Origin of the sequence: Streptomyces durhamensis, from assembly GCF_000725475.1 — a bacterium.
Taxonomy (GTDB): Bacteria; Actinomycetota; Actinomycetes; order Streptomycetales; family Streptomycetaceae; genus Streptomyces; species Streptomyces filipinensis.
Genome location: NZ_JNXR01000014.1, coordinates 40,081 through 61,171, shown reverse-complemented (window position 1 = coordinate 61,171; position 21,091 = coordinate 40,081). Strand labels below are relative to the sequence as shown.

General features: G+C 70.6%; 21 protein-coding genes and 5 tRNA genes. 11 read left to right on the top strand and 15 right to left on the bottom strand.

The window, feature by feature from the left end; translation table 11 throughout:
* The first annotated feature begins 26 nt into the window (after window positions 1-26).
* Both cofC and IO33_RS0121010 read left to right on the top strand, forming a co-directional pair.
* Window positions 27-665, top strand: coding sequence for a 2-phospho-L-lactate guanylyltransferase (cofC, locus tag IO33_RS0121015; RefSeq protein WP_031167222.1), 639 nt, complete (start codon window positions 27-29; stop codon window positions 663-665).
* Between the two features lie 156 nt (window positions 666-821).
* Entirely contained in the window at window positions 822-1,025 is a 204-nt protein-coding gene (locus IO33_RS0121010; RefSeq protein WP_031167220.1) for a hypothetical protein, read from the top strand.
* 80 nt (window positions 1,026-1,105) lie between these two features.
* On the opposite strand, the gene IO33_RS0121005 is transcribed toward IO33_RS0121010, so the two are convergent.
* From IO33_RS0121005 to leuC, 4 genes are all read right to left on the bottom strand, one after another.
* On the bottom strand, window positions 1,106-1,756 hold the full coding sequence (locus IO33_RS0121005; protein WP_031167218.1) for an HU family DNA-binding protein: 651 nt from the start codon (window positions 1,754-1,756) through the stop codon (window positions 1,106-1,108).
* Between the two features lie 136 nt (window positions 1,757-1,892).
* Window positions 1,893-2,123, bottom strand: coding sequence for an SCO5555 family protein (locus IO33_RS0121000; protein WP_031167216.1), 231 nt, complete (start codon window positions 2,121-2,123; stop codon window positions 1,893-1,895).
* A 272-nt stretch (window positions 2,124-2,395) separates the two neighbouring features.
* The gene (gene leuD / locus IO33_RS0120995; protein ID WP_031167214.1) at window positions 2,396-2,989 is read right to left on the bottom strand and encodes a 3-isopropylmalate dehydratase small subunit; all 594 of its coding nucleotides are present in this window, start codon (window positions 2,987-2,989) and stop codon (window positions 2,396-2,398) included.
* Between the two features lie 5 nt (window positions 2,990-2,994).
* Window positions 2,995-4,419 carry a 3-isopropylmalate dehydratase large subunit gene (gene leuC / locus IO33_RS0120990; protein WP_031167212.1) on the bottom strand — a complete coding sequence of 475 codons (1,425 nt, stop codon included), beginning with the start codon at window positions 4,417-4,419 and terminating at the stop codon, window positions 2,995-2,997.
* 198 nt (window positions 4,420-4,617) lie between these two features.
* Between leuC and ndgR the strand changes: the two genes are divergently transcribed.
* Entirely contained in the window at window positions 4,618-5,334 is a 717-nt protein-coding gene (ndgR, locus tag IO33_RS0120985; RefSeq protein WP_009320373.1) for an IclR family transcriptional regulator NdgR, read from the top strand.
* 83 nt (window positions 5,335-5,417) lie between these two features.
* On the opposite strand, the gene IO33_RS0120980 is transcribed toward ndgR, so the two are convergent.
* A complete protein-coding gene (locus tag IO33_RS0120980) occupies window positions 5,418-5,927 on the bottom strand; it encodes a DUF4188 domain-containing protein (protein WP_031167208.1) in 510 nt (169 codons plus the stop codon).
* Window positions 5,928-6,010: 83 nt separating this feature from the next.
* On the opposite strand from IO33_RS0120980, the gene IO33_RS0120975 reads away from it, so the two are divergent.
* Window positions 6,011-6,655 (top strand): MerR family transcriptional regulator, encoded by a 645-nt coding sequence (locus IO33_RS0120975; RefSeq protein ID WP_031167206.1) that lies wholly within the window; start codon window positions 6,011-6,013, stop codon window positions 6,653-6,655.
* A 52-nt stretch (window positions 6,656-6,707) separates the two neighbouring features.
* Here the strand turns inward: IO33_RS0120975 and IO33_RS0120970 are convergent.
* From IO33_RS0120970 to IO33_RS0120945, 6 genes are all read right to left on the bottom strand, one after another.
* A tRNA-Glu gene (locus IO33_RS0120970) sits at window positions 6,708-6,780 on the bottom strand.
* 28 nt (window positions 6,781-6,808) lie between these two features.
* A tRNA-Gln gene (locus tag IO33_RS0120965) sits at window positions 6,809-6,880 on the bottom strand.
* Window positions 6,881-6,901: 21 nt separating this feature from the next.
* A tRNA-Glu gene (locus IO33_RS0120960) sits at window positions 6,902-6,974 on the bottom strand.
* Window positions 6,975-7,036: 62 nt separating this feature from the next.
* A tRNA-Glu gene (locus IO33_RS0120955) sits at window positions 7,037-7,109 on the bottom strand.
* 21 nt (window positions 7,110-7,130) lie between these two features.
* Window positions 7,131-7,202, bottom strand: a tRNA-Gln gene (locus tag IO33_RS0120950).
* 90 nt (window positions 7,203-7,292) lie between these two features.
* Entirely contained in the window at window positions 7,293-8,024 is a 732-nt protein-coding gene (locus IO33_RS0120945; RefSeq protein WP_031167203.1) for an HAD family hydrolase, read from the bottom strand.
* Window positions 8,025-8,065: 41 nt separating this feature from the next.
* Between IO33_RS0120945 and IO33_RS0120940 the strand changes: the two genes are divergently transcribed.
* The gene (locus IO33_RS0120940; RefSeq protein WP_037685740.1) at window positions 8,066-8,350 is read left to right on the top strand and encodes a hypothetical protein; all 285 of its coding nucleotides are present in this window, start codon (window positions 8,066-8,068) and stop codon (window positions 8,348-8,350) included.
* 60 nt (window positions 8,351-8,410) lie between these two features.
* Here the strand turns inward: IO33_RS0120940 and gltX are convergent, their stop codons facing one another.
* The 3 genes from gltX to IO33_RS0120925 all read right to left on the bottom strand — a co-directional run bounded on the left by gltX (window position 8,411) and on the right by IO33_RS0120925 (window position 11,311).
* Window positions 8,411-9,895, bottom strand: a complete 1,485-nt coding sequence (gltX, locus tag IO33_RS0120935) for a glutamate--tRNA ligase (RefSeq protein ID WP_031167199.1) — start codon at window positions 9,893-9,895, stop codon at window positions 8,411-8,413.
* Window positions 9,888-10,673, bottom strand: a complete 786-nt coding sequence (locus IO33_RS0120930) for a fumarylacetoacetate hydrolase family protein (protein WP_031167197.1) — start codon at window positions 10,671-10,673, stop codon at window positions 9,888-9,890. Before IO33_RS0120930 ends, gltX begins: the two co-directional genes overlap by 8 nt.
* 443 nt (window positions 10,674-11,116) lie before the next feature.
* Complete coding sequence (locus tag IO33_RS0120925) at window positions 11,117-11,311, bottom strand: hypothetical protein (protein ID WP_031167195.1); 195 nt, start codon at window positions 11,309-11,311, stop codon at window positions 11,117-11,119.
* 567 nt (window positions 11,312-11,878) lie between these two features.
* On the opposite strand from IO33_RS0120925, the gene IO33_RS0120920 reads away from it, so the two are divergent.
* The 6 genes from IO33_RS0120920 to IO33_RS0120895 all read left to right on the top strand — a co-directional run bounded on the left by IO33_RS0120920 (window position 11,879) and on the right by IO33_RS0120895 (window position 20,796).
* Entirely contained in the window at window positions 11,879-15,706 is a 3,828-nt protein-coding gene (locus tag IO33_RS0120920) for a sensor histidine kinase (protein ID WP_031167193.1), read from the top strand.
* A gap of 9 nt (window positions 15,707-15,715) precedes the next feature.
* Entirely contained in the window at window positions 15,716-16,129 is a 414-nt protein-coding gene (locus IO33_RS0120915) for a roadblock/LC7 domain-containing protein (protein WP_023546525.1), read from the top strand.
* Between the two features lie 110 nt (window positions 16,130-16,239).
* A complete protein-coding gene (locus IO33_RS0120910) occupies window positions 16,240-16,638 on the top strand; it encodes a DUF742 domain-containing protein (RefSeq protein ID WP_009190816.1) in 399 nt (132 codons plus the stop codon).
* On the top strand, window positions 16,619-17,194 hold the full coding sequence (locus IO33_RS0120905) for a GTP-binding protein (RefSeq protein ID WP_031167187.1): 576 nt from the start codon (window positions 16,619-16,621) through the stop codon (window positions 17,192-17,194). Before IO33_RS0120910 ends, IO33_RS0120905 begins: the two co-directional genes overlap by 20 nt.
* An 82-nt stretch (window positions 17,195-17,276) precedes the next feature.
* A complete protein-coding gene (locus IO33_RS45965; protein ID WP_157857880.1) occupies window positions 17,277-17,663 on the top strand; it encodes a hypothetical protein in 387 nt (128 codons plus the stop codon).
* 43 nt (window positions 17,664-17,706) lie between these two features.
* Entirely contained in the window at window positions 17,707-20,796 is a 3,090-nt protein-coding gene (locus IO33_RS0120895) for an NACHT domain-containing protein (RefSeq protein WP_031167183.1), read from the top strand.
* A 61-nt stretch (window positions 20,797-20,857) separates the two neighbouring features.
* On the opposite strand, the gene IO33_RS0120890 is transcribed toward IO33_RS0120895, so the two are convergent.
* Complete coding sequence (locus tag IO33_RS0120890) at window positions 20,858-21,052, bottom strand: acyl-CoA carboxylase subunit epsilon (RefSeq protein ID WP_031167182.1); 195 nt, start codon at window positions 21,050-21,052, stop codon at window positions 20,858-20,860.
* Window positions 21,053-21,091 lie beyond the last annotated feature (39 nt).

The following is a 21,091-nucleotide window of genomic DNA, read 5'->3' as shown; positions in this document are numbered from 1 at the left end:
CGCGACAAGAGAGGGACGGTACGCCGGTGCAGTGGAGCTTGGTGATCCCGCTGAAGCCCTTGACGCGGGCCAAGAGCAGGCTGGCGGACACCGCCGCCGACGGAGTGCGGCCGGGGCTGGCGCTCGCGTTCGCGCAGGACACGGTGGCCGCGGCGCTGACCTGTACGGCGGTCGCGGATGTGGCGGTCGTCACGGACGACGAGCTGGCGGCCCGTGAGCTGGCGGCGCTGGGCGCGCGGATCGTCCCGGACGCGCCGGCGAGCGGTCTGAACGCCGCGCTGACGCACGGCGCGGCCGTCGTCCGCGCCGTGCGCCGGCGGACACCGGTCGCGGCCCTGAACGCCGATCTGCCGGCGTTGCGGCCGGCGGAACTGGCGGCCGTCCTGGGTGCGGCGGCGGAGTTTTCCCGGGCGTTTCTCGCGGATGCGGCCGAGCTGGGCACGACGTTGCTGACCGCGGGGCCGGAGGAGGAATTGCAGCCGGAGTTCGGTATCGATTCCCGTTTCCGGCACCGGGCGTCCGGGGCGGAGGAACTCCGGCTCGCGGGGGTGGATTCGGTACGGCAGGACGTGGACACCGGGGATGACTTGCGCGCGGCGCTGGCATTGGGGGTCGGACCGTATACGGCGGCCGTTTCGGCCGGATTGCTGATCCCCGACTCCTGAACGCACCCGGCCCGGGGCCGAGCAGGTCGGGAGCGCCGCTCGCCAAGAGGTGCCGGAAGCGCCCTGAAGGGGCGCGGGGAGCTGCGCGAACGGCCACGACGGCCCCGCAGCCGGCCTCCGCCCCCACGGCGAACCCCGCATCAGTACGCTGATGCCATGCAAGCCACCGCATACACCTACGACCCGGAAACCCGCGCCGGGCAGGTACTCCTCGACGACGGCACCCCGCTGCCCTTCGACGCCGCCGCGTTCACCGCCGGAGGCCTCAGGCTGCTGCGGCCCGGTCAGCGCGTGCGGATCGAGACCGAGGGCCGGGGCGACACCCTGCGCATCACCCTCGTAACCCTCCAAACCCTGTAACCGCCCTTACACACGCCGCGGGCCGGGCTCCCTGGGGAGTCCGGCCCGGCGCGTAAGTACCCTGGCGTGCCCTGGCGTGCTTACGACGTCGCCTTGCGGGCGGTGGCCTTCTTCGCGGTGGTCTTGCGCGCCGTCGACTTCTTGGCCGGGGCCTTCTTCGCGGTGACCTTCTTCGCCGGGGCCTTCTTGGCCGTGGCCTTCTTGGCGGTGGTCTTCTTCGCGGCGGTGGTCTTGGCGGCCGGGGTGGTCTTCTTGGCGGTCGTCTTCTTCGCCGTGGTCTTCTTCGCGACGGCCGTGGTCTTCTTCGCGGTCGTCTTCTTCGCCGCCGTCTTCTTCGCGGCGGCGGCCTTGGTGGTCTTCTTCGCGGCGGCCTTCTTGACCGTCGCCGCGGCGCCGCCGGTCAGGCTGCCCTTCGGCGCCTTCTTGACCGAGACCTCGCCGCCGCGCGGCAGCTTCTTCGAGCCGCTCACCAGGTCCTTGAAGCCCTGACCGGCGCGGAAGCGCGGCACGGAGGTCTTCTTGACCCGAACCCGCTCGCCCGTCTGGGGGTTGCGGGCGTAGCGGGCGGGGCGGTCCACCTTCTCGAAGGACCCGAAGCCGGTGACCGAGACCCGCTCGCCCGCGACGACCGCGCGGACGATGGCGTCCAGGACATGATCGACAGCCTCGGCGGCCTGCTGGCGGCCACCCACCTTGTCGGCAATCGCTTCTACGAGCTGCGCCTTGTTCACGTCTTCCCCTTCGGAGACATCGCCAGAACGAAAGTGTTCAAGCTTTTTCGCACGTTAGGCAGATATATACCGCAAATCAAACACGAAACGGGCTTATCACCCTTGTGCCGCAACGGAATCGGTGGTCTCGGGCTGTTCAGTGGTCCTCGTCGGGGATCCGACCCTCGTCGAGGTCCGCGTTGAACCGCTCGAGCCGCCTTGCCGCAGCGGCGAGATCGTGCTTGGCCGCGGTCGTAATGACCAGCAGCTTCCGGGTCAGCGCCATCCGTACGCCCTCCGGGACTTGCAGTGCGCGCACTCTTGCGTGCGCTTCCTTGAGCTGGTTCGCGACCGCCGTATAGAGCTGGAGTTGGCCGTCGTGTTCCATGCACAGATTGTGCCATCTGGGGCGAGTTGTCGCCTGCCCAGGGGGCAACTGCCGCCTCAAACGGCCTTCCAGGCACTTACGGAGGCCGTGGCCCCTGCGCTCACGTACCCGTACAACACCCTTCGTAACGTGGGAAGTTGAGAGCCGGGCAAGAAGCCCGCGCGGCGATTTCGGCCCGGACACGGCCGTACCCCCGATCGTGGCGATCGGGGGTACGGAGGGGGTGTTGGGGTGGCCGGATATCGACCGCGCGGGCCGTCCGGCGCAGCGGATCAGGCCTGGAGCGTCCTCGGCTTGTAGGACGGCCGCTTGGCCTCGTAGGCGGCGATGTCGGCCGCGCTCTGCAGCGTGATGGAGATGTCGTCCAGGCCGTTCAGCAGCCGCCAGCGGGAGTTCTCGTCCAGCTCGAAGGAGGCGGTGATGCCCTCGGCACGAACCTCACGCGCCTCAAGGTCCACAGTGACCTCAGCAGTGGGGTCCTGTTCCGTCAGCTCCCACAGCGCGTCCACGATCTTCTGGTCCAGCACGACCGTGAGCAGGCCGTTCTTCAGCGAGTTGCCCCGGAAGATGTCCGCGAAACGCGAGGAGATCACGGTCTTGAAGCCGTAGTTCTGCAGCGCCCAGACGGCGTGCTCACGGGACGAGCCGGTGCCGAAGTCGGGGCCGGCGAGCAGGACCGTGGCGCCCTGCCGCTCGGGGCGGTTGAGCACGAACTCCGGGTCCTTGCGCCAGGCCTCGAACAGCCCGTCCTCGAAGCCGTCCCGGGTCACCTTCTTGAGCCAGTGAGCAGGGATGATCTGGTCGGTGTCGACGTTGCTGCGGCGCAGCGGGACGGCCCGGCCGGTGTGGGTGGTGAAGGCTTCCATGATTCTCAGACTCCAGCGGGCGTGCGGTCGTCGGTCAGGTCGGCCGGGGAGGCCAGGTGGCCCAGGACGGCGGTGGCCGCCGCGACCTGCGGCGACACCAGGTGCGTACGACCGCCCTTGCCCTGCCGGCCCTCGAAGTTGCGGTTGGAGGTCGAGGCGGAGCGCTCACCCGGGGCCAGCTGGTCGGGGTTCATGCCGAGGCACATCGAGCAGCCCGCGTGCCGCCATTCGGCGCCGGCCTCCTTGAAGACCACGTCCAGGCCCTCGGAGACGGCCTGCAGACCGACCCGCGCGGAGCCCGGGACGACCAGCATCCGTACGCCGTCGGCGACTTTGCGGCCCCGCAGCAGATCCGCGGCGGCGCGCAGGTCCTCGATGCGTCCGTTGGTGCAGGAGCCTACGAAGACGGTGTCCACCTTGATGGAGCGCAGCGGCTGGCCGGCCTCCAACCCCATGTACTCCAGGGCCTTTTCGGCGGCGATGCGCTCCGAAGCGTCTTCGTACGAAGCCGGGTCGGGGACGGCCGCCGAAAGCGGCGCGCCCTGGCCGGGGTTGGTGCCCCAGGTGACGAACGGGGACAGCGCGCCGGCGTCGATGACGACCTCGGCGTCGAAGACGGCGTCCTCGTCGGTCCTCAGGGTCTTCCAGTACGCGACCGCCGCGTCCCAGTCGGCGCCCTCGGGGGCGTGCGGGCGGCCCTTGAGGTACTCGAAGGTGGTCTCGTCGGGGGCGATCATGCCCGCGCGGGCACCGGCCTCGATCGACATGTTGCAGATGGTCATCCGGGCCTCCATCGAGAGCTTCTCGATGGCGGAGCCGCGGTACTCCAGGATGTAGCCCTGGCCGCCGCCGGTGCCGATCTTCGCGATGATCGCCAGGATCAGGTCCTTGGCGGTGACGCCCTCGGGCAGCTCGCCCTCGACCGTGATGGCCATGGTCTTCGGGCGGGCCAGCGGCAGCGTCTGGGTGGCCAGCACGTGCTCGACCTGGGAGGTGCCGATACCGAACGCCAGCGCGCCGAACGCGCCGTGCGTGGAGGTGTGCGAGTCACCGCAGACCACGGTCGTGCCCGGCTGGGTCAGACCCAGCTGCGGGCCGACGACGTGCACGACGCCCTGTTCGACGTCGCCCAGCGGGTGCAGCCGCACCCCGAACTCGGCGCAGTTCTTGCGCAGCGTCTCCAGCTGGGCGCGGGAGACCGGGTCCGCGATGGGCTTGTCGATGTCGAGGGTCGGGGTGTTGTGGTCCTCGGTGGCGATGGTGAGGTCGAGGCGGCGCACCTGGCGGCCGTTCTGGCGCAGCCCGTCGAAGGCCTGCGGGCTGGTCACCTCGTGCAGCAGGTGCAGATCGATGTAGAGGAGGTCGGGCTCGCCCTCGGCGCGCCGGACGACGTGGTCGTCCCAGACCTTCTCCGCGAGTGTCCTACCCATCGCTTTCCCTCCGGCCGGCAAGCGTGCACCGGCCCAACTAGAGATCTTGAGGAGAAGACGCCCGCGCCCCGGGTGTCGTGAATCCGGGCGTCCACCACCGGGCCCCGTTGGTCTGTGGGCCGCTGTGTGATTCCAGGGTGGCGCGTTCCACGGAAAATTGAACTTGCGTTTCACAGAGTGAGACGTGAGTATCGTTGCATGGACAACAGTAGCGGCGTCGGCGTTCTGGACAAGGCGGCCCTCGTCCTGAGCGCTCTGGAGTCCGGTCCGGCCACCCTCGCGGGTCTGGTCGGGGCCACCGGACTGGCACGACCCACGGCTCACCGCCTGGCCGTGGCTTTGGAACACCACCGCATGGTGGCACGCGACATGCAGGGCCGTTTCATTCTCGGCCCGCGCCTCGCGGAGCTCGCGGCGGCGGCGGGCGAGGACCGCCTGCTCGCGACGGCGGGCCCCGTGCTCACCCACCTCCGTGATGTCACCGGCGAGAGCGCACAGCTCTACCGGCGCCAGGGTGACATGCGGATCTGCGTGGCCGCTGCGGAACGCCTGTCCGGCCTGCGGGACACCGTCCCGGTCGGCTCCACGCTCACGATGAAGGCCGGCTCCTCGGCACAGATCCTCATGGCCTGGGAGGAGCCCGAGCGGCTGCACCGCGGCCTGCAGGGCGCCCGCTTCACGGCGACGGCCCTGTCGGGCGTGCGGCGGCGCGGCTGGGCCCAGTCCATCGGCGAGCGCGAGCCGGGCGTCGCGTCCGTCTCCGCGCCCGTACGCGGCCCCTCCAACCGCGTGGTGGCCGCCGTGTCCGTCTCCGGCCCCATCGAGCGCCTGACCCGCCACCCTGGCCGTATGCACGCCCAGGCGGTCATCGACGCCGCGGCCCGCCTCTCCGAGGCCCTGCGCCGCTCGGGCTGACCCCGCGGGAACACCGAGGAGGGCCTGCCCCGACGCCGCGGCAGGCCCTCCTCGCTCCCCCGGTCCCCCCCGGTCCCCCCGGGTCAGCCGGTCTTCTCTGCCACCGGTTCCTGCTGCGAGCGGTAGGAGAACCGGTCCTTCGCGTACCGCCCCCGCTTCTCCAGGGGGACCTGCCCGTGCGCGGCGGCCAGCCCGAACGCCGGCATGTCCCCGTAGATCGCCTCGTACGACCCCTCCGGCACGACGTACGACTCGTGCCAGATGCCGACCTGCCCGCGCAGCTTCCCGGTCCGCTCCTTGCGGTTGAGCCGTGCCCAGGCCTTGTGGTGGAACGCGTCCGGCGCGGTCGCGTAGGCGTACAGCTTCTCCTTGGACTCCCAGTACTGCACGACGTAGTACGTGCGCGGAGAGGCCGTCAGCATGACCCGGCTGCGCAGGCCCCGCGCCGGGTCCTTCTCCAGCTCGCGCAGCATGCGGAACATCGCGAGCATCACCGGCAGCCACAGATGGACGGCCCAGAAGCGGTTGATGCGCATGCCGATCAGCAGGACGACGACGTCGCCCTTCGCGTCGGCGGTCGTACGGGACACCATGACCACGTCCCCCTCGTTGGTGAGCGTCACTATCCGAGTACCGATGATTGGATAGTGCCGTTATCCGAGAAGGAGCGCAAGACATGCGGCTCGCCGAACTGAGCAGACGCAGCGGTGTGTCCACCGCGACGATCAAGTACTACCTGCGCGAAGGGCTGTTGCCGCCGGGCCGCCAGATCAACGCCACCACGGCCGAGTACGACGAGGAGCATCTGCGCCGGCTGCGGCTGGTGCGGGCGATGATCCAGGTGGGCCGGGTGCCGGTGGCCAAGGTGCGCGAGGTGCTCGGCCACGTGGACGACGACTCCCTGGGCCGCTCGATGCGGCTGGGCGCGTCGCTGTGGGCCCTGCCGCAGGTGCCGGAGCCGGACGAGGAGGACGAGTACGTCCAGGCCGCGCACCAGGAGGTCGCCACGCTGCTGGACCGGCTCGGCTGGCAGAACGCCAAGCTGCTCGCGGCCATCTCGCCCGCGTACCGCTCACTGGTGGTGGCGGTGGCCGCGTTCCGCCGGCTCGGCTACGACTGGGGGGTCGAACAGCTCGCGCCGTACGCCGAGTTGATGCACCGGACAGCCGTCCTCGACCTGGACAACATGGAGACGCACCCGTCGGAGGCGGAGCGGATCGAGTTCGCGGTCCTGGGGGCGATCCTCAACGAGCCGCTGCTGCAGGCGCTGCACCGGCTGGCCCAGGAGGAGGAGACGACACGGCGGTACGGCTTCGCGTAGCGGCGTCGTGGACGACGAAGGCCCTCCGCCGAAGCGGAGGGCCTTCTTCTTGTACCCCCGACCGGATTCGAACCGGCGCTACCGCCTTGAGAGGGCGGCGTGCTAGGCCGCTACACAACGGGGGCGTGGACACTGCGTTTCCGCAGGTCCGAGCTGGTCTACCTGGACTCGAACCAAGACTAACTGAACCAGAATCAGTCGTGCTGCCAATTACACCATAGACCAATGATGGTTTAGACCAGTCAGTACCCCCGACCGGATTCGAACCGGCGCTACCGCCTTGAGAGGGCGGCGTGCTAGGCCGCTACACAACGGGGGCCCTAGCGATCCTGCATCGACGACGGTGGGAGCTACCCTGGCCGTCCTCGCGGGAAGGATCAGTACCCCCGACCGGATTCGAACCGGCGCTACTGCCTTGAGAGGGCAGCGTGCTAGGCCGCTACACAACGGGGGCTTTGCAGATGAGCTCTGCGAGCTGGCCTACCTGGACTCGAACCAAGACTAACTGAACCAGAATCAGTCGTGCTGCCAATTACACCATAGGCCACTGGAACTCAACCCCCTGCGGGGTTCTCGTTCTAGTTCGCTCCTCGGGGCTCCGGCCTTCCGGCCTGCTCCCCTCGGCGCAGGAAGAACATTACCCGAAGGTGGACGGGGCTCCAAAACGGGTATCCGCGCGGACGAGCGCAGGGAGTTCGGCGAGGGTCGAGATCCGGTGCGCGACGACCTCCCCGGCGGCCCGCGCGTACGGCGTCCCGCGGTCGATCCACACGGACAGCAGCCCGGCCTCCGCGGCCCCCCGCCCGTCGATCTCCGGGTGGTCGCCGACGTACGCCACCTGGTGCGGAGGCAGACCGAGCGCCTCGCAGGCCGCCAGGAAGGCGCCGGGCTCCGGCTTGGAGACGCCCAGCTCGGCGGCGCACAGCACGGCCTCGAAGCGGTCCAGGAGGCCGAGGGTGCGCAGCTTGTGCTCCTGGACCGTGATGCTGGAGTTGGACAGCACCGCGTGCCGGTAGTCGACGGCGAGAGCCTCCAGGGCGGGCAGGACGTCCGGGAAGAGGGTCCAGGCGGCCTCGTAGTGGCCGATGTACCGCTGGAACCAGGCGTCGCACTCGGCGTCGGCCAGTTCCGTGCCGAGGAACACCCGCACGCGGTCGCGCCGCTGCTCCTGGAAGGAACACTCCCCCGCCGCGTACCGCGCCCACTGCCGGTCGGTGATCTCCCGCCACCGCACGAGGGCCTGTTCGGGGGTGTCGTACCCGGCGAGCAGCCCCTCCACCGCCAGATGCGCCCGCATGCCCTCACGGTCGGCGCTCGTGTAGTCGAACAGGGTGTCGTCCACGTCCCAGACCACGGCTCTGATCGTCATGACACCGACGGTACCGCCGGACGGCTGGCAGACTGGTCGGCATGAGCGAGTACCGCGTCCAGTTCACCGTCGAGGCCCGTGCGACGTTCGACGCCCTGCCCGCAGAGCGCCGGGCACAGTTGGACACGGCCGTTCGGATACTGGCCCGTGACCCGTTCCGGAAGACCTCGACCGCACAGCTGGGCCCTGACGAGCACCTGCGCAAGGCGTACGTGGCGCCGGGCGTCATGCTGGAGTACATGGTGGCAGGCGCGATCATGGTCGTCGTCGTGCTGGAGATCTTCGACGAGAGCGCCTATCTGATCGACGAAGCCGACGCGCAGTGACCAACGCAACAGGGGCGGCACCCGGAACACTCCGGATGCCGCCCCTGACGCATGGGCCGGCTAGGCGCTCAGCTTCGCCAGCGCCGCGTCGATCCTGGCCAGCGTCTTCTCCTTGCCCAGGACTTCCAGGGACTCGAAGAGCGGCAGGCCGACGGTGCGGCCGGTGACGGCGACGCGGACCGGGGCCTGGGCCTTGCCGAGCTTGAGGCCGTGGGCCTCGCCGGCGGCCAGGACGGCCTCCTTGAGGGACTCGGGCGACGTCCAGTCGGCCGGCTCCAGCTTCTCGCGGGCGGTGCGCAGGAGGGCGTCGCTGCCCTCCTTCATCGCCTTCGTCCACGACGCCTCGTCGAAGACCGGCTCCGGCAGGAACAGGAAGTCGACGTTGTCGGTGATCTCCGACAGGACCTTGAGGCGGGTCTGGGCGTGCGGGGCGATGGCCTCCCACTTGGCCGCGTCGAAGTCCTCCGGTGCCCAGGGGGCGAACGGGGCCTTCAGCCAGGGGGCGCAGCGCTCGGTGAACTCCTTCACATCCAGCATGCGGATGTGGTCGCCGTTGATCGCCTCGCACTTCTTCAGGTCGAAGCGTGCCGGGTTGGGGTTCACGTCGGCGATGTCGAAGGCCGCGACCATCTCTTCGATCGTGAAGATGTCCTGGTCCGCGGAGAGCGACCAGCCCAGCAGGGACAGGTAGTTCAGCAGGCCCTCGGGCAGGAAGCCCTGCTCGCGGTAGAGATTGAGGGACGCCTGCGGGTCGCGCTTGGACAGCTTCTTGTTGCCCTCGCCCATGACGTAGGGGAGGTGACCGAACTGCGGGGTCTGCTGGGCGATGCCCAGCTCGGTCAGCGCCTTGTAGAGCGCGATCTGGCGCGGGGTGGAGGAGAGCAGGTCCTCGCCGCGCAGGACGTGGGTGATCTCCATCAGGGCGTCGTCGACCGGGTTGACCAGCGTGTACAGCGGGGCGCCGTTCGCGCGGACGATGCCGTAGTCCGGCACGTTCTCCGGCGTGAAGGTCAGCTCGCCGCGGACCAGGTCGGTGAAGGTGATCGTCTCGTCCGGCATGCGGAAGCGGACGATCGGGGTGCGGCCCTGGGCCTTGTACTCCTCGACCTGCTCGGCGGACAGGTCGCGGCAGTGGCCGTCGTAGCCGGAGGGCTTGCCGGCGGCGCGGGCGGCCTCGCGGCGGGTGTCCAGCTCCTCCTGGGAGCAGTAGCAGCGGTAGGCGTACCCGCCGTCCAGGAGCTTCTGGGCGACGTCGGCGTAGAGGTCCATCCGCTGCGACTGGCGGTACGGCGCGTGCGGGCCGCCGACCTCGGGGCCCTCGTCCCAGTCGAAGCCGAGCCAGCGCATCGCGTCGAGCAGCTGGTCGTACGACTCCTCGGAGTCGCGGGCCGCGTCGGTGTCCTCGATGCGGAAGACCAGGGTGCCCTGGTGGTGCCGGGCGAACGCCCAGTTGAACAGGGCGGTGCGGACCAGGCCCACGTGCGGGTTACCGGTGGGCGAGGGACAGAAACGAACGCGTACGGGTGAGCCGGGTGCGCTAGCCACGCTTGACAACCTTGTTGGTGAGAGTGCCGATGCCTTCGATGGTGACGGCGACCTCGTCGCCGACGTGCAGGGGGCCGACCCCCGCGGGGGTGCCGGTGAGGATGACGTCGCCGGGGAGCAGGGTCATGGCCTCGGAGATGTTGACGACCAGGTCCTCGATGCGGTGGATCATCTCGCTGGTGCGGCCGAGCTGGCGCTGCTGGCCGTTGACCGTGAGCTGGATGGTCAGGTCGTTCGCGCGCTCCAGGTCCAGGTCCGTCTCCACCCAGGGGCCGAGCGGGCAGGAGGTGTCGAAGCCCTTGGCCCGGGCCCACTGCTTCTCGCGCTTCTGCACGTCGCGGGCGGTGACGTCGTTGGCGCAGGTGTAGCCGAAGATCACGTCCTTGACGCGCTCGCGCGGCACCTCGCGGCACATGCGGCCGATCACGACGGCCAGCTCGGCCTCGTGGTGCAGCTCCTCGGAGAACGGCGGGTACTGGATCTCGTCGCCGGGACCGATCACCGAGGTGGAGGGCTTGAAGAAGGCGAACGGGGCGTCCGGCACCTCGTTGCCCAGCTCGCGCGCGTGCTCGGCGTAGTTGCGCCCGAACGCCACGACCTTGTTGGGGAGGACCGGCGGGAGCAGCCTGACCTTGCTCAGCGGCACCTTCGTACCGGACAGCTCGTGGTCCGCGAACGGAATGCCCTTGATGATGTCGAGGACGAGTTCGTCCTGCTTGTCGCCCTCGACCGCGCCGAAGGCTACGTTCCCGTCGATGGAGAACCTGGCGATGCGCACGGGATCCTTGCGCCCCTTACTGAGAACCGGCGTACTGACGCCCCAGGTTAACCGGTCGGACCGCCGGACGTTCGGCCGGTGCGGTGTGGCGGCCCCGCCTTTTCCGGTACGGGAATGAGGTGGGCCGGAATTCCGGGATGCGGGTGTTCGGCGCACGCGGAGGCGGGTCTCGCTCGGGGCGTGCCGCGCGTCCGGGAGGCCGGTCCCCCGGCCGCGCGACACGGGGGGCCGGCGGCGGGAGCGGGCCCTCACCGTGCGGGCGTCAGGCCACGGCAGTGGGATATCGGTGGCGGTCTCCCCCGGATATCAGGCCGATGGCATCGGCGGACCCGATTTCGGCGCCCCGGGAGCCACCGGAAAGCGGGCCGCGCCCCGGGAAAGGCGCCGTACGAATAAAACGGTCCGCGGAATTCGACGGGAAAGACCTGCCGGGAGCCGGTCGGCTACTCTCCGGCCGTGGCCGCAGCGCCGACGGGGACGTCCACCAGGATCGTGCGCCGCGGGTTGGCGGTCTGGGCGGGCAGTTCGACGGAGTGCTCCGGCAGCTCGGGGGTCTGCAGTTCGCCGGCGTCCTGGAGATGCGCCAGGGTCGTGCGTCGCGGATTGGCGATCTTGTCGAACATCATCGTCGTCTTCACGGTGGTACGAGTCCTAGTCCTGTGGGGTCTACAGAGGCGTCGCTCTTGTAAAGCGTCAGGCTAAACATCCAGTTCCCCGCCGAAGGCGCCAACTGTTCACCAGATACGTGTGAGTTTGCTCACGACGTCGCGGACAAAACGGTCAAACCTGACCCGCAACACGCCCCTGCGAAACGGACATTGACCCCCTGAAGCCACCATTCCGCTCCTGATCATGGCGACTGGGACACCGCACACCCGGCGGTAACTCGCAGAGAAACGCCCGTTTTGGCCAGGATCGGGTTCCACGGCTGGTAACCCGGCACTCACAGGCCGTCACGGAGGTCACAGCTCGGACCACGGGCCTTGTTGGAGATCCGGCACTGTGCTGGAATTCCACGGACCGCCGCGGGGATCGAGCCGGCGCACAGGGGGCGCGACGGAGCGCCGAACGGCGGCGAGATCAGGGGGAGCCAACGCCGGTCACTCAAGACCACCGGGGGGCGTTTTCAGGGCGCTCACCACAACGCCGACACCGTGTCCCGCCGTTCACGCGGAGGGGCGCCTGGTCCAGAGGTTGCGACGCTAGTGCAGGGACGTTTCAAGAGGGATGGCAGCGCTTCGGCGGAGCCGGAGTCGCACGACGGGACTGGCCCCATGAAGGGCAGCTCCTCGCCCCAGCACGCCCAGAACCCGGGCCAGGCCCCGTCCGGGGAAGGCGGTGAGCGCAGCGGACGCCCCGGCGTGTCGGCCTCGTCGGCCACCCCGGGCGGCGCGGGCTCCGGCTCTCCCACGCCGGCCGCGAAGGCCGCCAGGCCCGCGAAGGGCGCCACCGGCCCCGGCTCGCGCATGGCCCTGCGCAACTGGCGCATCTCCACGCGCCTGGTGTCGCTGCTGGCGCTCCCGGTCATCGCGGCGACCTCGCTGGGCGCGCTGCGCATCAGCGAGAACATGGACGACATCCAGCAGCTCGACAACATGAAGCTGCTGACGGACATGACCAAGCAGGCCACCGAGCTGGCCCAGCAGCTGCAGGACGAGCGCGACCAGTCCGCCGGCCCCCTGGCCCACGGCCTGACGCAGAGCGACTACACGGTCAAGGGCTACGAGGAGAAGACCGACCGGGCCCGCGACAACTTCCTCAACGCCTCCGAGCAGATCGACGCGGCCAGCAAGGACGGAAACCTCCAGGGCGTCCGCGACGCGCTCGTCGGCATCGCCAACCAGCTGGACGGCCTGGCCAAGATCCGCAAGACGGCCTACGAGTCGAAGGGCAACTCGACCCAGACCGTCGAGGCCTACCACCGGCTGATCACCCAGCTGATCGGTCTGTCCCAGGACATGGCCGAGGCGTCCAGCAACCCGGAGATGATCTCGCGCACGCGCGCCCTGGCGGCCTTCTCCACCGCCAAGGAGTACGCCTCGATGCAGCGCGCCACGATCGCCGCCGCGCTGCCCGCGACCACGGACAAGAAGGGCGACCTCTCCGAGAACGACCGCCTGTACGGCCAGTCGGCGTACCAGAGCGAGAACTCGGAGATCGCGATCTTCCGGAAGATCTACGCGAACAACAACGCCGAGGAACTCCTCAAGCCGATCGACGAGGGCAACCCGACGATCGAGTCCGCGGACACCTACGCCAAGCGCGTCTTCGACCGCCCCGGCGGCATCCAGAGCCTGGACGCCCGCTCCTACAAGGACTGGGTGGACGACAGCTCGACCAAGATCGAGCAGATGAAGAAGATCGAGCACACGCTGCTCGAGGAGATGGAGCAGAAGGCCCGCGAGCTGAAGAGCGCCACCCAGCGTGACGCCATCATCTCCGGTGCGCTGATCCTGCTCGTGCTCGGCGTGTCGCTGGTCGGCGCGTTCGTCGTGGCCCGCTCGATGATCCGCTCGCTGCGCCGGCTGCAGGAGACCGCGACCAAGGTCGCCCAGGAACGCCTGCCCGAGCTGGTCAAGCAGCTGTCGGAGTCCGACCCGCAGGACGTGGACACCTCCGTGGAGTCGGTCGGTGTGCACTCCCGGGACGAGATCGGCCAGGTGGCCACGGCCTTCGACGACGTGCACCGCGAGGCGGTCCGCCTCGCCGCCGAGCAGGCCCTGCTGCGGGGCAACGTCAACGCGATGTTCACCAACCTCTCGCGCCGCTCCCAGGGCCTCATCCAGCGCCAGCTGTCGCTCATCTCCGAACTGGAGTCCCGCGAGGCCGACCCCGACCAGCTGTCCTCGCTGTTCAAGCTCGACCACCTCGCCACCCGTATGCGCCGTAACGGTGAGAACCTCCTCGTCCTCGCGGGTGAGGAGCCCGGCCGCCGCTGGACCCGCCCGGTCCCGCTGGTCGACGTGCTCCGCGCCGCCGCGTCCGAGGTGGAGCAGTACGAGCGCATCGAGCTGGCCGCCGTGCCGACGACCGAGGTCGCCGGCCGGGTCGTCAACGACCTCGTGCACCTGCTCGCCGAGCTCCTTGAGAACGCCACCTCGTTCTCCTCGCCGCAGACCAAGGTCAAGGTCACCGGTCACGCGCTGCCCGACGGCCGCGTCCTGATCGAGATCCACGACACCGGTATCGGCCTGTCTCCCGAGGACCTCGCCGCGATCAACGAGCGGCTCGCCTCGCCGCCCACCGTGGACGTCTCGGTCTCCCGCCGCATGGGTCTGTTCGTGGTCGGTCGTCTGTCGCAGCGTCACGGCATCCGCATCCAGCTGCGCCCGTCCGACTCCGGTGGTACGACCGCGCTGGTCATGCTGCCCGTGGACGTCGCCCAGGGCGGCAAGAAGCCCACTCCGGGCAAGCCGGGCGCGCCCGGCGTCACCGGTGGTCCCGCCGCCGCGCAGGCCGCCGCAGGTGCGGCCGCGGCGCGCCGCGCGAACGCCGGCAACGGCCAGGGCGGTGCTCCGGCCGGCGGTGGTCTGCTCGGTGCCGGTCCCGCTCCGCGCGGCCAGGTCGGCGCCGGCCAGGGTCCCCGGGCCGCGCTGCCCGGCACCGGCCAGGGCGGCCGTCCCGGTGCGCCGGGCGGTGCGCGCGGACCCCAGGGCGGTCCCGGTACCGCGGGCGGCCCCGGCGGCCCGCAGCAGGGCCGGCCGGTGGGCGCGGGTGCCGGTGCAGGCGGCTTCGGCGGTCAGGCTCCCGGCACCGCACAGGGCCCGCAGGCCGCGAACCCCGGCGGCCCGCAGCAGGACGCCTTCGGCGGCCGTGGCCCGCGGCGGCCCGGTAACGGTGCCGACCAGGGCCGTCAGCCCCAGCTGCCGCCGCGCGGCGGCCGGGCCGAGCTGCCCGGCGGTGACCAGCAGCAGCGCACCCCGGACTGGGGTGGCACCCAGGCCCCGCTGCAGCGGGCCTCGCTGGACGCCCCGCGCGGCCACGACGAGCAGAACCCGGCGCACACCGCGCGCATGCCGCGTGTCGACGACCGGCAGGGGCCGGGCGCGACCGCCGAGATACCGGCGGTGCCCCGGACCGACGCACAGAACACGGCCGCCACGGGCGAGTACCCGCGTGCGGACCTCAACGGCCTGGGCGGCGGCCCCCAGCACCACACGGGCCAGTTCGCCCGCCCGGAGAACCCGCAGCAGACGGGCCAGTTCGCCCGCCCCGACAACCCGCAGCAGACCGGCCAGTTCGCCCGGCCCGAAACCCCCGAGCTGCCCGGCCGGTTCGACCCTGCCGGTGGCCGGCAGGACTCCGGTCCGTACGTCCGCCCCGACATCTTCGGCACGCCGGCGGCGCAGCAGGGCGGCACCGGACAGAACACGGGTCAGAACACGGGCGAGTTCGCCGCTCCGCAGGGTTACGACGGCGGCACCACCGGCCGGCACGCCCTGCCCGGTCGCCAGGACCCGGCGCAGACCGGTCAGTTCGAGCGCCCGCAGCCGGCCGCCCGCAACGACTTCGGTGCCCAGCGCCCGCAGGCCCCGCAGCAGCGTCCGGCGCACCGTGAGCCGGAGGCCCTGCCGCCGGCCACCGGCCCGGGTGACGGCCGTACCCCGCTGTACGACACGCTGGAGACCAACTGGTTCCACGGCGGGCCGCAGGCGGAGGGCGCTCCCGCGCCGCAGCAGCAGCCGCAGGCACCCGCCCCGGCTCCGCAGCGTCCCGCGGGCGGCAACGGCGCCGGCAACGGTGCCTGGCGCACCTCGCCGAACGACGACCTCGTCCGGCAGGCCGAGCGCGTCCGGCAGCCCGCGTCGGGCGGGGTCACCACCTCCGGCCTGCCGCGCCGGGTGCCCCGGGCCAACCTCGTCCCGGGTACGGCCCAGCAGCAACAGAACCAAGCCGGTCCGCAGGTCTCGCGTGCGCCTGACGACGTACGCGGACGGCTGACCAATCTCCGTCGGGGTATCGCTCAGGGCCGTCAGGCCGGCAGCGGCCAGACCGGCAGCTTCCCGAGCCCCACTCACCAGCAGGAGCGTTAGTTGAGTCCGATGAGCCAGGCGGCACAGAACCTGAACTGGTTGATCACCAACTTCGTGGACAACACCCCCGGGGTGTCGCACACGGTGGTGGTCTCCGCCGACGGCCTTCTGCTGGCGATGTCCGAAGGCTTCCCGCGGGACCGCGCCGACCAGCTGGCGGCCGTCGCGTCCGGGCTGACCTCGTTGACGGCCGGGGCCTCCCGGATCTTCGAGGGCGGCACCGTGGCACAGACGGTCGTCGAGATGGAGCGCGGGTTCCTCTTCCTGATGTCCGTCTCGGACGGCTCGTCCCTCGCGGTCCTGGCCCACCCCGAGTGCGACATCGGTCTCGTCGGCTACGAGATGGCACTGCTCGTCGACCGCGCAGGGGCGGTACTCACCCCGGACCTGCGCGCCGAACTCCAAGGCAGTCTGCTCCACTGACCGCCCCGGCACCACCCACCTCACCAAACCACCGTCCGGCCGCCACAATCCCCCCACCGGCCCCGTCAGACGGCTTGACTGACCGACTTGCTGTCCCGCCCGGAGGACTCATGACCCCGCCCACCGCCCATCATGATCCGTACGCGGAGCCGTACGGGGACGAGGGCGACCAGCCGCTGGTACGTCCGTACGCGATGACCGGCGGCCGGACCCGGCCGCGCTACCAGCTCGCGATCGAGGCGCTGATCAGCACCACGGCCGACCCGGCAGCGCTCATGGGTCTGCTTCCGGAGCACCAGCGCATCTGCCATCTGTGCCGTGAGGTCAAGTCGGTCGCGGAGGTCTCCGCGCTGCTGGCCATGCCGCTCGGAGTGGCCCGGATCCTGGTCGCCGACCTCGCCGAGGCCGGCCTGGTCGCCATCCACCAGCCGGGTGGCGACGAGAACAACGGCGGCGCACCGGATGTGACGCTGCTCGAAAGGGTGCTCAGTGGACTTCGCAAGCTCTGACGCGGGCCGGGCCACCACCTCCGCGAAGATCGTGGTGGCGGGCGGCTTCGGCGTGGGCAAGACCACGTTCGTCGGCGCCGTCTCGGAGATCAACCCGCTGCGCACAGAGGCCGTCATGACGTCCGCTTCGGCCGGCATCGACGATCTCACCCACACCGGAGACAAGACCACCACGACGGTGGCCATGGACTTCGGCCGTATCACCCTGGACCAGGACCTGATCCTGTACCTGTTCGGCACCCCCGGCCAGGACCGGTTCTGGTTCATGTGGGACGACCTGGTGCGCGGCGCGATCGGCGCGATCGTGCTCGTGGACACCCGGCGCCTCGCCGACTGCTTCCCCGCGGTCGACTACTTCGAGAACAGCGGCCTGCCGTTCGTCATCGCCCTCAACGGCTTCGACGGCAACCAGCCGTACCAGCCCGACGAGGTGCGCGAGGCCCTGCAGATCGGGCCCGACACCCCCATCATCACCACCGACGCCCGGCACCGCGCCGACGCCAAGAGCGCGCTGATCACGCTGGTCGAGCACGCCCTGATGGCCCGCCTGCGCTGACGCCGCCGCTCGGGGCAACCGACTCCGGCCTCTGTCGCTCTTCGTGAGCGACAGAGGCCTTTGTCGTGTTACGGGGATGATGGTGAGCAAGTTTCTGGTGGGCGCCCTGCTGGCGCTGTTCGGCGCCGTGCCGGTGGTCCTGTTCCTGCTGCTGGTGGTGCTGGCGACGGTGGCCGCCTTTCCGGGGACGATCGAGATCGACGGCCTGGGCGCGGTGTTCTGGGCGGTGCTGCTGAGCCTGCCGTGTGCCGCGCTGGCCTCGGCGGTGCTGTATCCCCTGCGGCTGCTGGGCTTGCGCAACCGGTACGCCCTGGGCTGGCTGTCCATGTTCCTGACGGCCGTCCTGGTCATGGCCTGGACGCCGGGCCTTCACACCTCGTCGCTGTGGCCCGCGGTGTGTCTGGCGACCCTGGAGATCCCGCTGGGCTGGTGGCTGCAAAAGCGGGACGAGCAGCGCCGCACCGGGTGACAATGCCCGTCGTCGCGTCGCGATTTCGTGGAGGGGGCAGGCGATGAGCGGTGCCGAGACGGCGGCGTTACGGCTGGGGACGACCGTGGCGAAGGCGGCGGCCCAGACATGGCTCGGGGGGAAACGGCGGGAGCAGGAACGCCGGACGGACATGGCCGGGCTGATCCGGCTGCGGGTGCCGGGGCTGCGGTTCCAGCGGAGCGTGGAGCGCCAGTTCGGGGAGATCGCGGACGCGGTGTTCGACCGGTTGGCGCCGTTCCTGGAGCGGGAGTTCGGCGGGCTGGAGGAGAGCGGCCGGGAAGCCGTGATCGCCGGCGTGTGCGACACGTTCGCGGCGGCGGACCTGTCGGACGGGGCGATCCTGGCGGCGGACGCCCAGCCAGCCGAGGTCGTGCGGCGGATCCGGGGGGCGGTACGGCCACCGGTGGGCCTCGGTGAGGCGGAGTTCCGGCTGTACGAGGTGCTGTTCGCGGAGTGCGTGGAGTACTACGTCCGAATCGTGCAGGGGCTTCCGGTGTTCGAGGAGCGGGCGCTGAGCGAGCTGCTGGCGCGTACGACGTCCCTGGGCGCGGAGATCGCCCGGGTGCTGGAACGGCTGCCTGACCGCTCCCTGTTCGCGCCCGAGGGGACCGATCGGGACGGGGAGTTCCGTCGCCTCTATCTGGAGTTGGTCAGCACCGGCCTGGACGAGGTGGAGCTGTTTCGGCGCACCTCCGACCGGGCGGGGGCGCAGGTGCCCGTGTCGGTGGCGTACGTGAGCCTGCGTGCCACCGGTGACGATGGGAGCCGCCGACGCCACGCTCGTGCGGTGCCCGCTCTCCGGCCCGACATGGGCGACTGGGAGGAGCCCGGCGAGAGCGCCGGTATGCGGGTGGAGGCGGCGCTGGGCGGCGCCACCCGGGTGCTGCTGCGGGGCGAGGCGGGCTCGGGGAAGACGACGCTGTTGCGCTGGCTGGCGATCACGGCGGCGCGGGGCGCCTTCACCGGCGAACTGGCCGGATGGAACGGCCTGACACCGGTGTTCGTGAAGCTGCGCGAGCACAGCGGGCGAGAGCTGCCGAGGCCCGAGGCGATGCTGGACTCGGTGGCCGGGCAGATCACCGGGGTCATGCCTAAGGCGTGGGTGGAACGCCAACTCACCGACGGCAACGCCCTGTTGCTGATCGACGGTGTTGACGAGCTGCTGGAAGGTGAGCGGCGGGGGGTACGCGAGTGGCTGCGCAAGCTGCTGACGGCGTACGGGACCGTACGGGTGGTCGTCACCTCGCGCCCCGCTGCGGCACGTGCCGACTGGCTGCGCCGCGAGGAGTTCACGGCTCTGCACCTGGACCGCATGACACCGCCCGACCTGGCGGCCTTCGTACGGCAGTGGCACCAGGCGGTACGGGAGCTGGGCGAGGAGCTGCCCTGCGCGGTCGAGGAACTGCCGCACTACGAGCAGTCGTTGCTGGCCAGCCTGAAGGACCGTCCGCACCTGCAGTCGCTGGCGGGCACGCCGTTGCTGGCGGCGATGCTGTGCGCGATGCACCTCAACCGGGGCAGCCGGCTCCCCCGGGACCGGATGGAGCTGTACCGCAACGCCCTGCACACCCTGGTCCACGAACGGGACGCGGACCGGAGCGTACCGAGCGCGGTGGACAGCCGGCTGAGCCTGAACGACAAGCTGGTGCTGCTCCGGGACCTGGCGTGGCGGCTGTCCGACAACAACCGCAGCGAGATCGCGGTGGAGCAGGCGGCGGTGCACGTCGGCAAGAAGCTGGCGGCGATGCGGCACCTGGAGGAACAGGACGGCTCCACAGTCCTGGAACAGCTCCGGGACCGCTCGGGGATCCTCCGCTCCCCCGCCGAGGGCCGCCTGGACTTCGTCCACCGGACCTTCCAGGAGTACCTGGCCGCCGAGGAGGCCGCGGAGGAGGACCGCATCGGCAACCTGGTCGAGCGGGCCCATCTGGACCTGTGGCGCGAGACCGTGATCATGGCGGCGGGCCATGCGAACCGGCCGCAGCGCGAGGAGCTGCTGGGCGGCATCCTGGACCGGGCGGAGTCCGAACCCCGGTACGGCCGGAAGCTGCGGTTGCTGGCGGCGGCGTGCCAGGAGACGGTGCCGGAGGTCTGCGACGGTCTGGCCGGGCGGCTGGAGGACGCGGTGTCCGCGCTGCTGCCGCCGCGCCGGAGCACGGACCCGCCCGCGCTGGCGGCGGTGGGGCCGGGTCTGTTGCGGAGACTGCCCCGCTCCATGGACGGGCTGACGTCGAACGCGGCGGTGCAGACGGTGCGGACCGCGGCGTTGATCGGCGGCGAGCAGGCACTGAGGCTGCTGGAGGGGTACGCAGAAGACCAGCGCCGGGACGTGGTCGCCGCGCTCATCGACTCCTGGGCGTACTTCGACGCGGACGCTTACGCCGATCGGGTGATGGCCGGACTTCCGCTGGACCAGCACACGGTGGTGCTGACGCACTCGGGGCAGCTGCGGGCAGCGATACGGATGAGGTCGTTCACGTCGCTGAGGATCAGGTTCAGGCTTCGGGATCTGTCCGTCCTCAGCGGACTGCCCCCGCTTCAGCAACTGATCTGTGCCGTGCACGGCACGGCCGACCTGTCTTTGCTGAAGGGGCATCCGAGGCTGGAGACCTTCCAGCTGCTCGGTGCCACCGCACTCCGGCATCCGGAAGCTCTGGCGCAGCTGCCCGCACTGAGCCTCCTGCAGTTGCCACTCGCCGGCCCGGACGGCATCGACGGCCTCCCGCTCCTGCCGCGTCTCTTCCAGCTGGCCCTCTCGGGCGTCACAGCGGAAACCAGGCTGGGGTTCCTGGCACCGCACAGAAACGTCCCGTATCTGTACCTCGTCGGAGGGGCACGCGGTCTCCTGCCCGACCTCGCGCCCGTCTCCGCGCTGACCCTCCTGCGTGCGCTGACGCTCTACAACTTCGAGGCCAAGGACCTGCCGCGGCGGCTGATGTCGGGCTGCCCGGGGCTCGTCGAGCTCACCCTGAGCCGTTGTCTGCTGTCCGACGGACTTGACGGCCTGTGTGAGCTGAAGCAGCTGAGGAGGGTGGTGCTGGAGAAATGCGAGACCCCCGAAGGGCCCGTCACCGAACTGGATCTCCCCGGCATCACCGTCACCGTCAGCTGAACACACCGCAGCCCCGCCTCCCGAAGGGAGCAGCGGGGCTGCGGTCAGGCAAGCGGAACGCTCAGTGCCAGCTGTGCGGCGCCCGGAATCCCGGCTCGCGCTCCAGGCGGCGCCAGCCGGCCTTGGCGCGGCCGCGGTGGGTCTGGGCGGAAGAGTCCGGCTTGGCCGCCGCGCGGGCCAGGAGGACCGCCGTGATGGCGGCGACCTCCTCGGGCTCGGCGTGGCCCTTCTCGACGCGGATGTCGGGAGTGCTCATGGGTGTCAGTCTCCGTGAGAGAGAGGTCCGCGGGGTTGC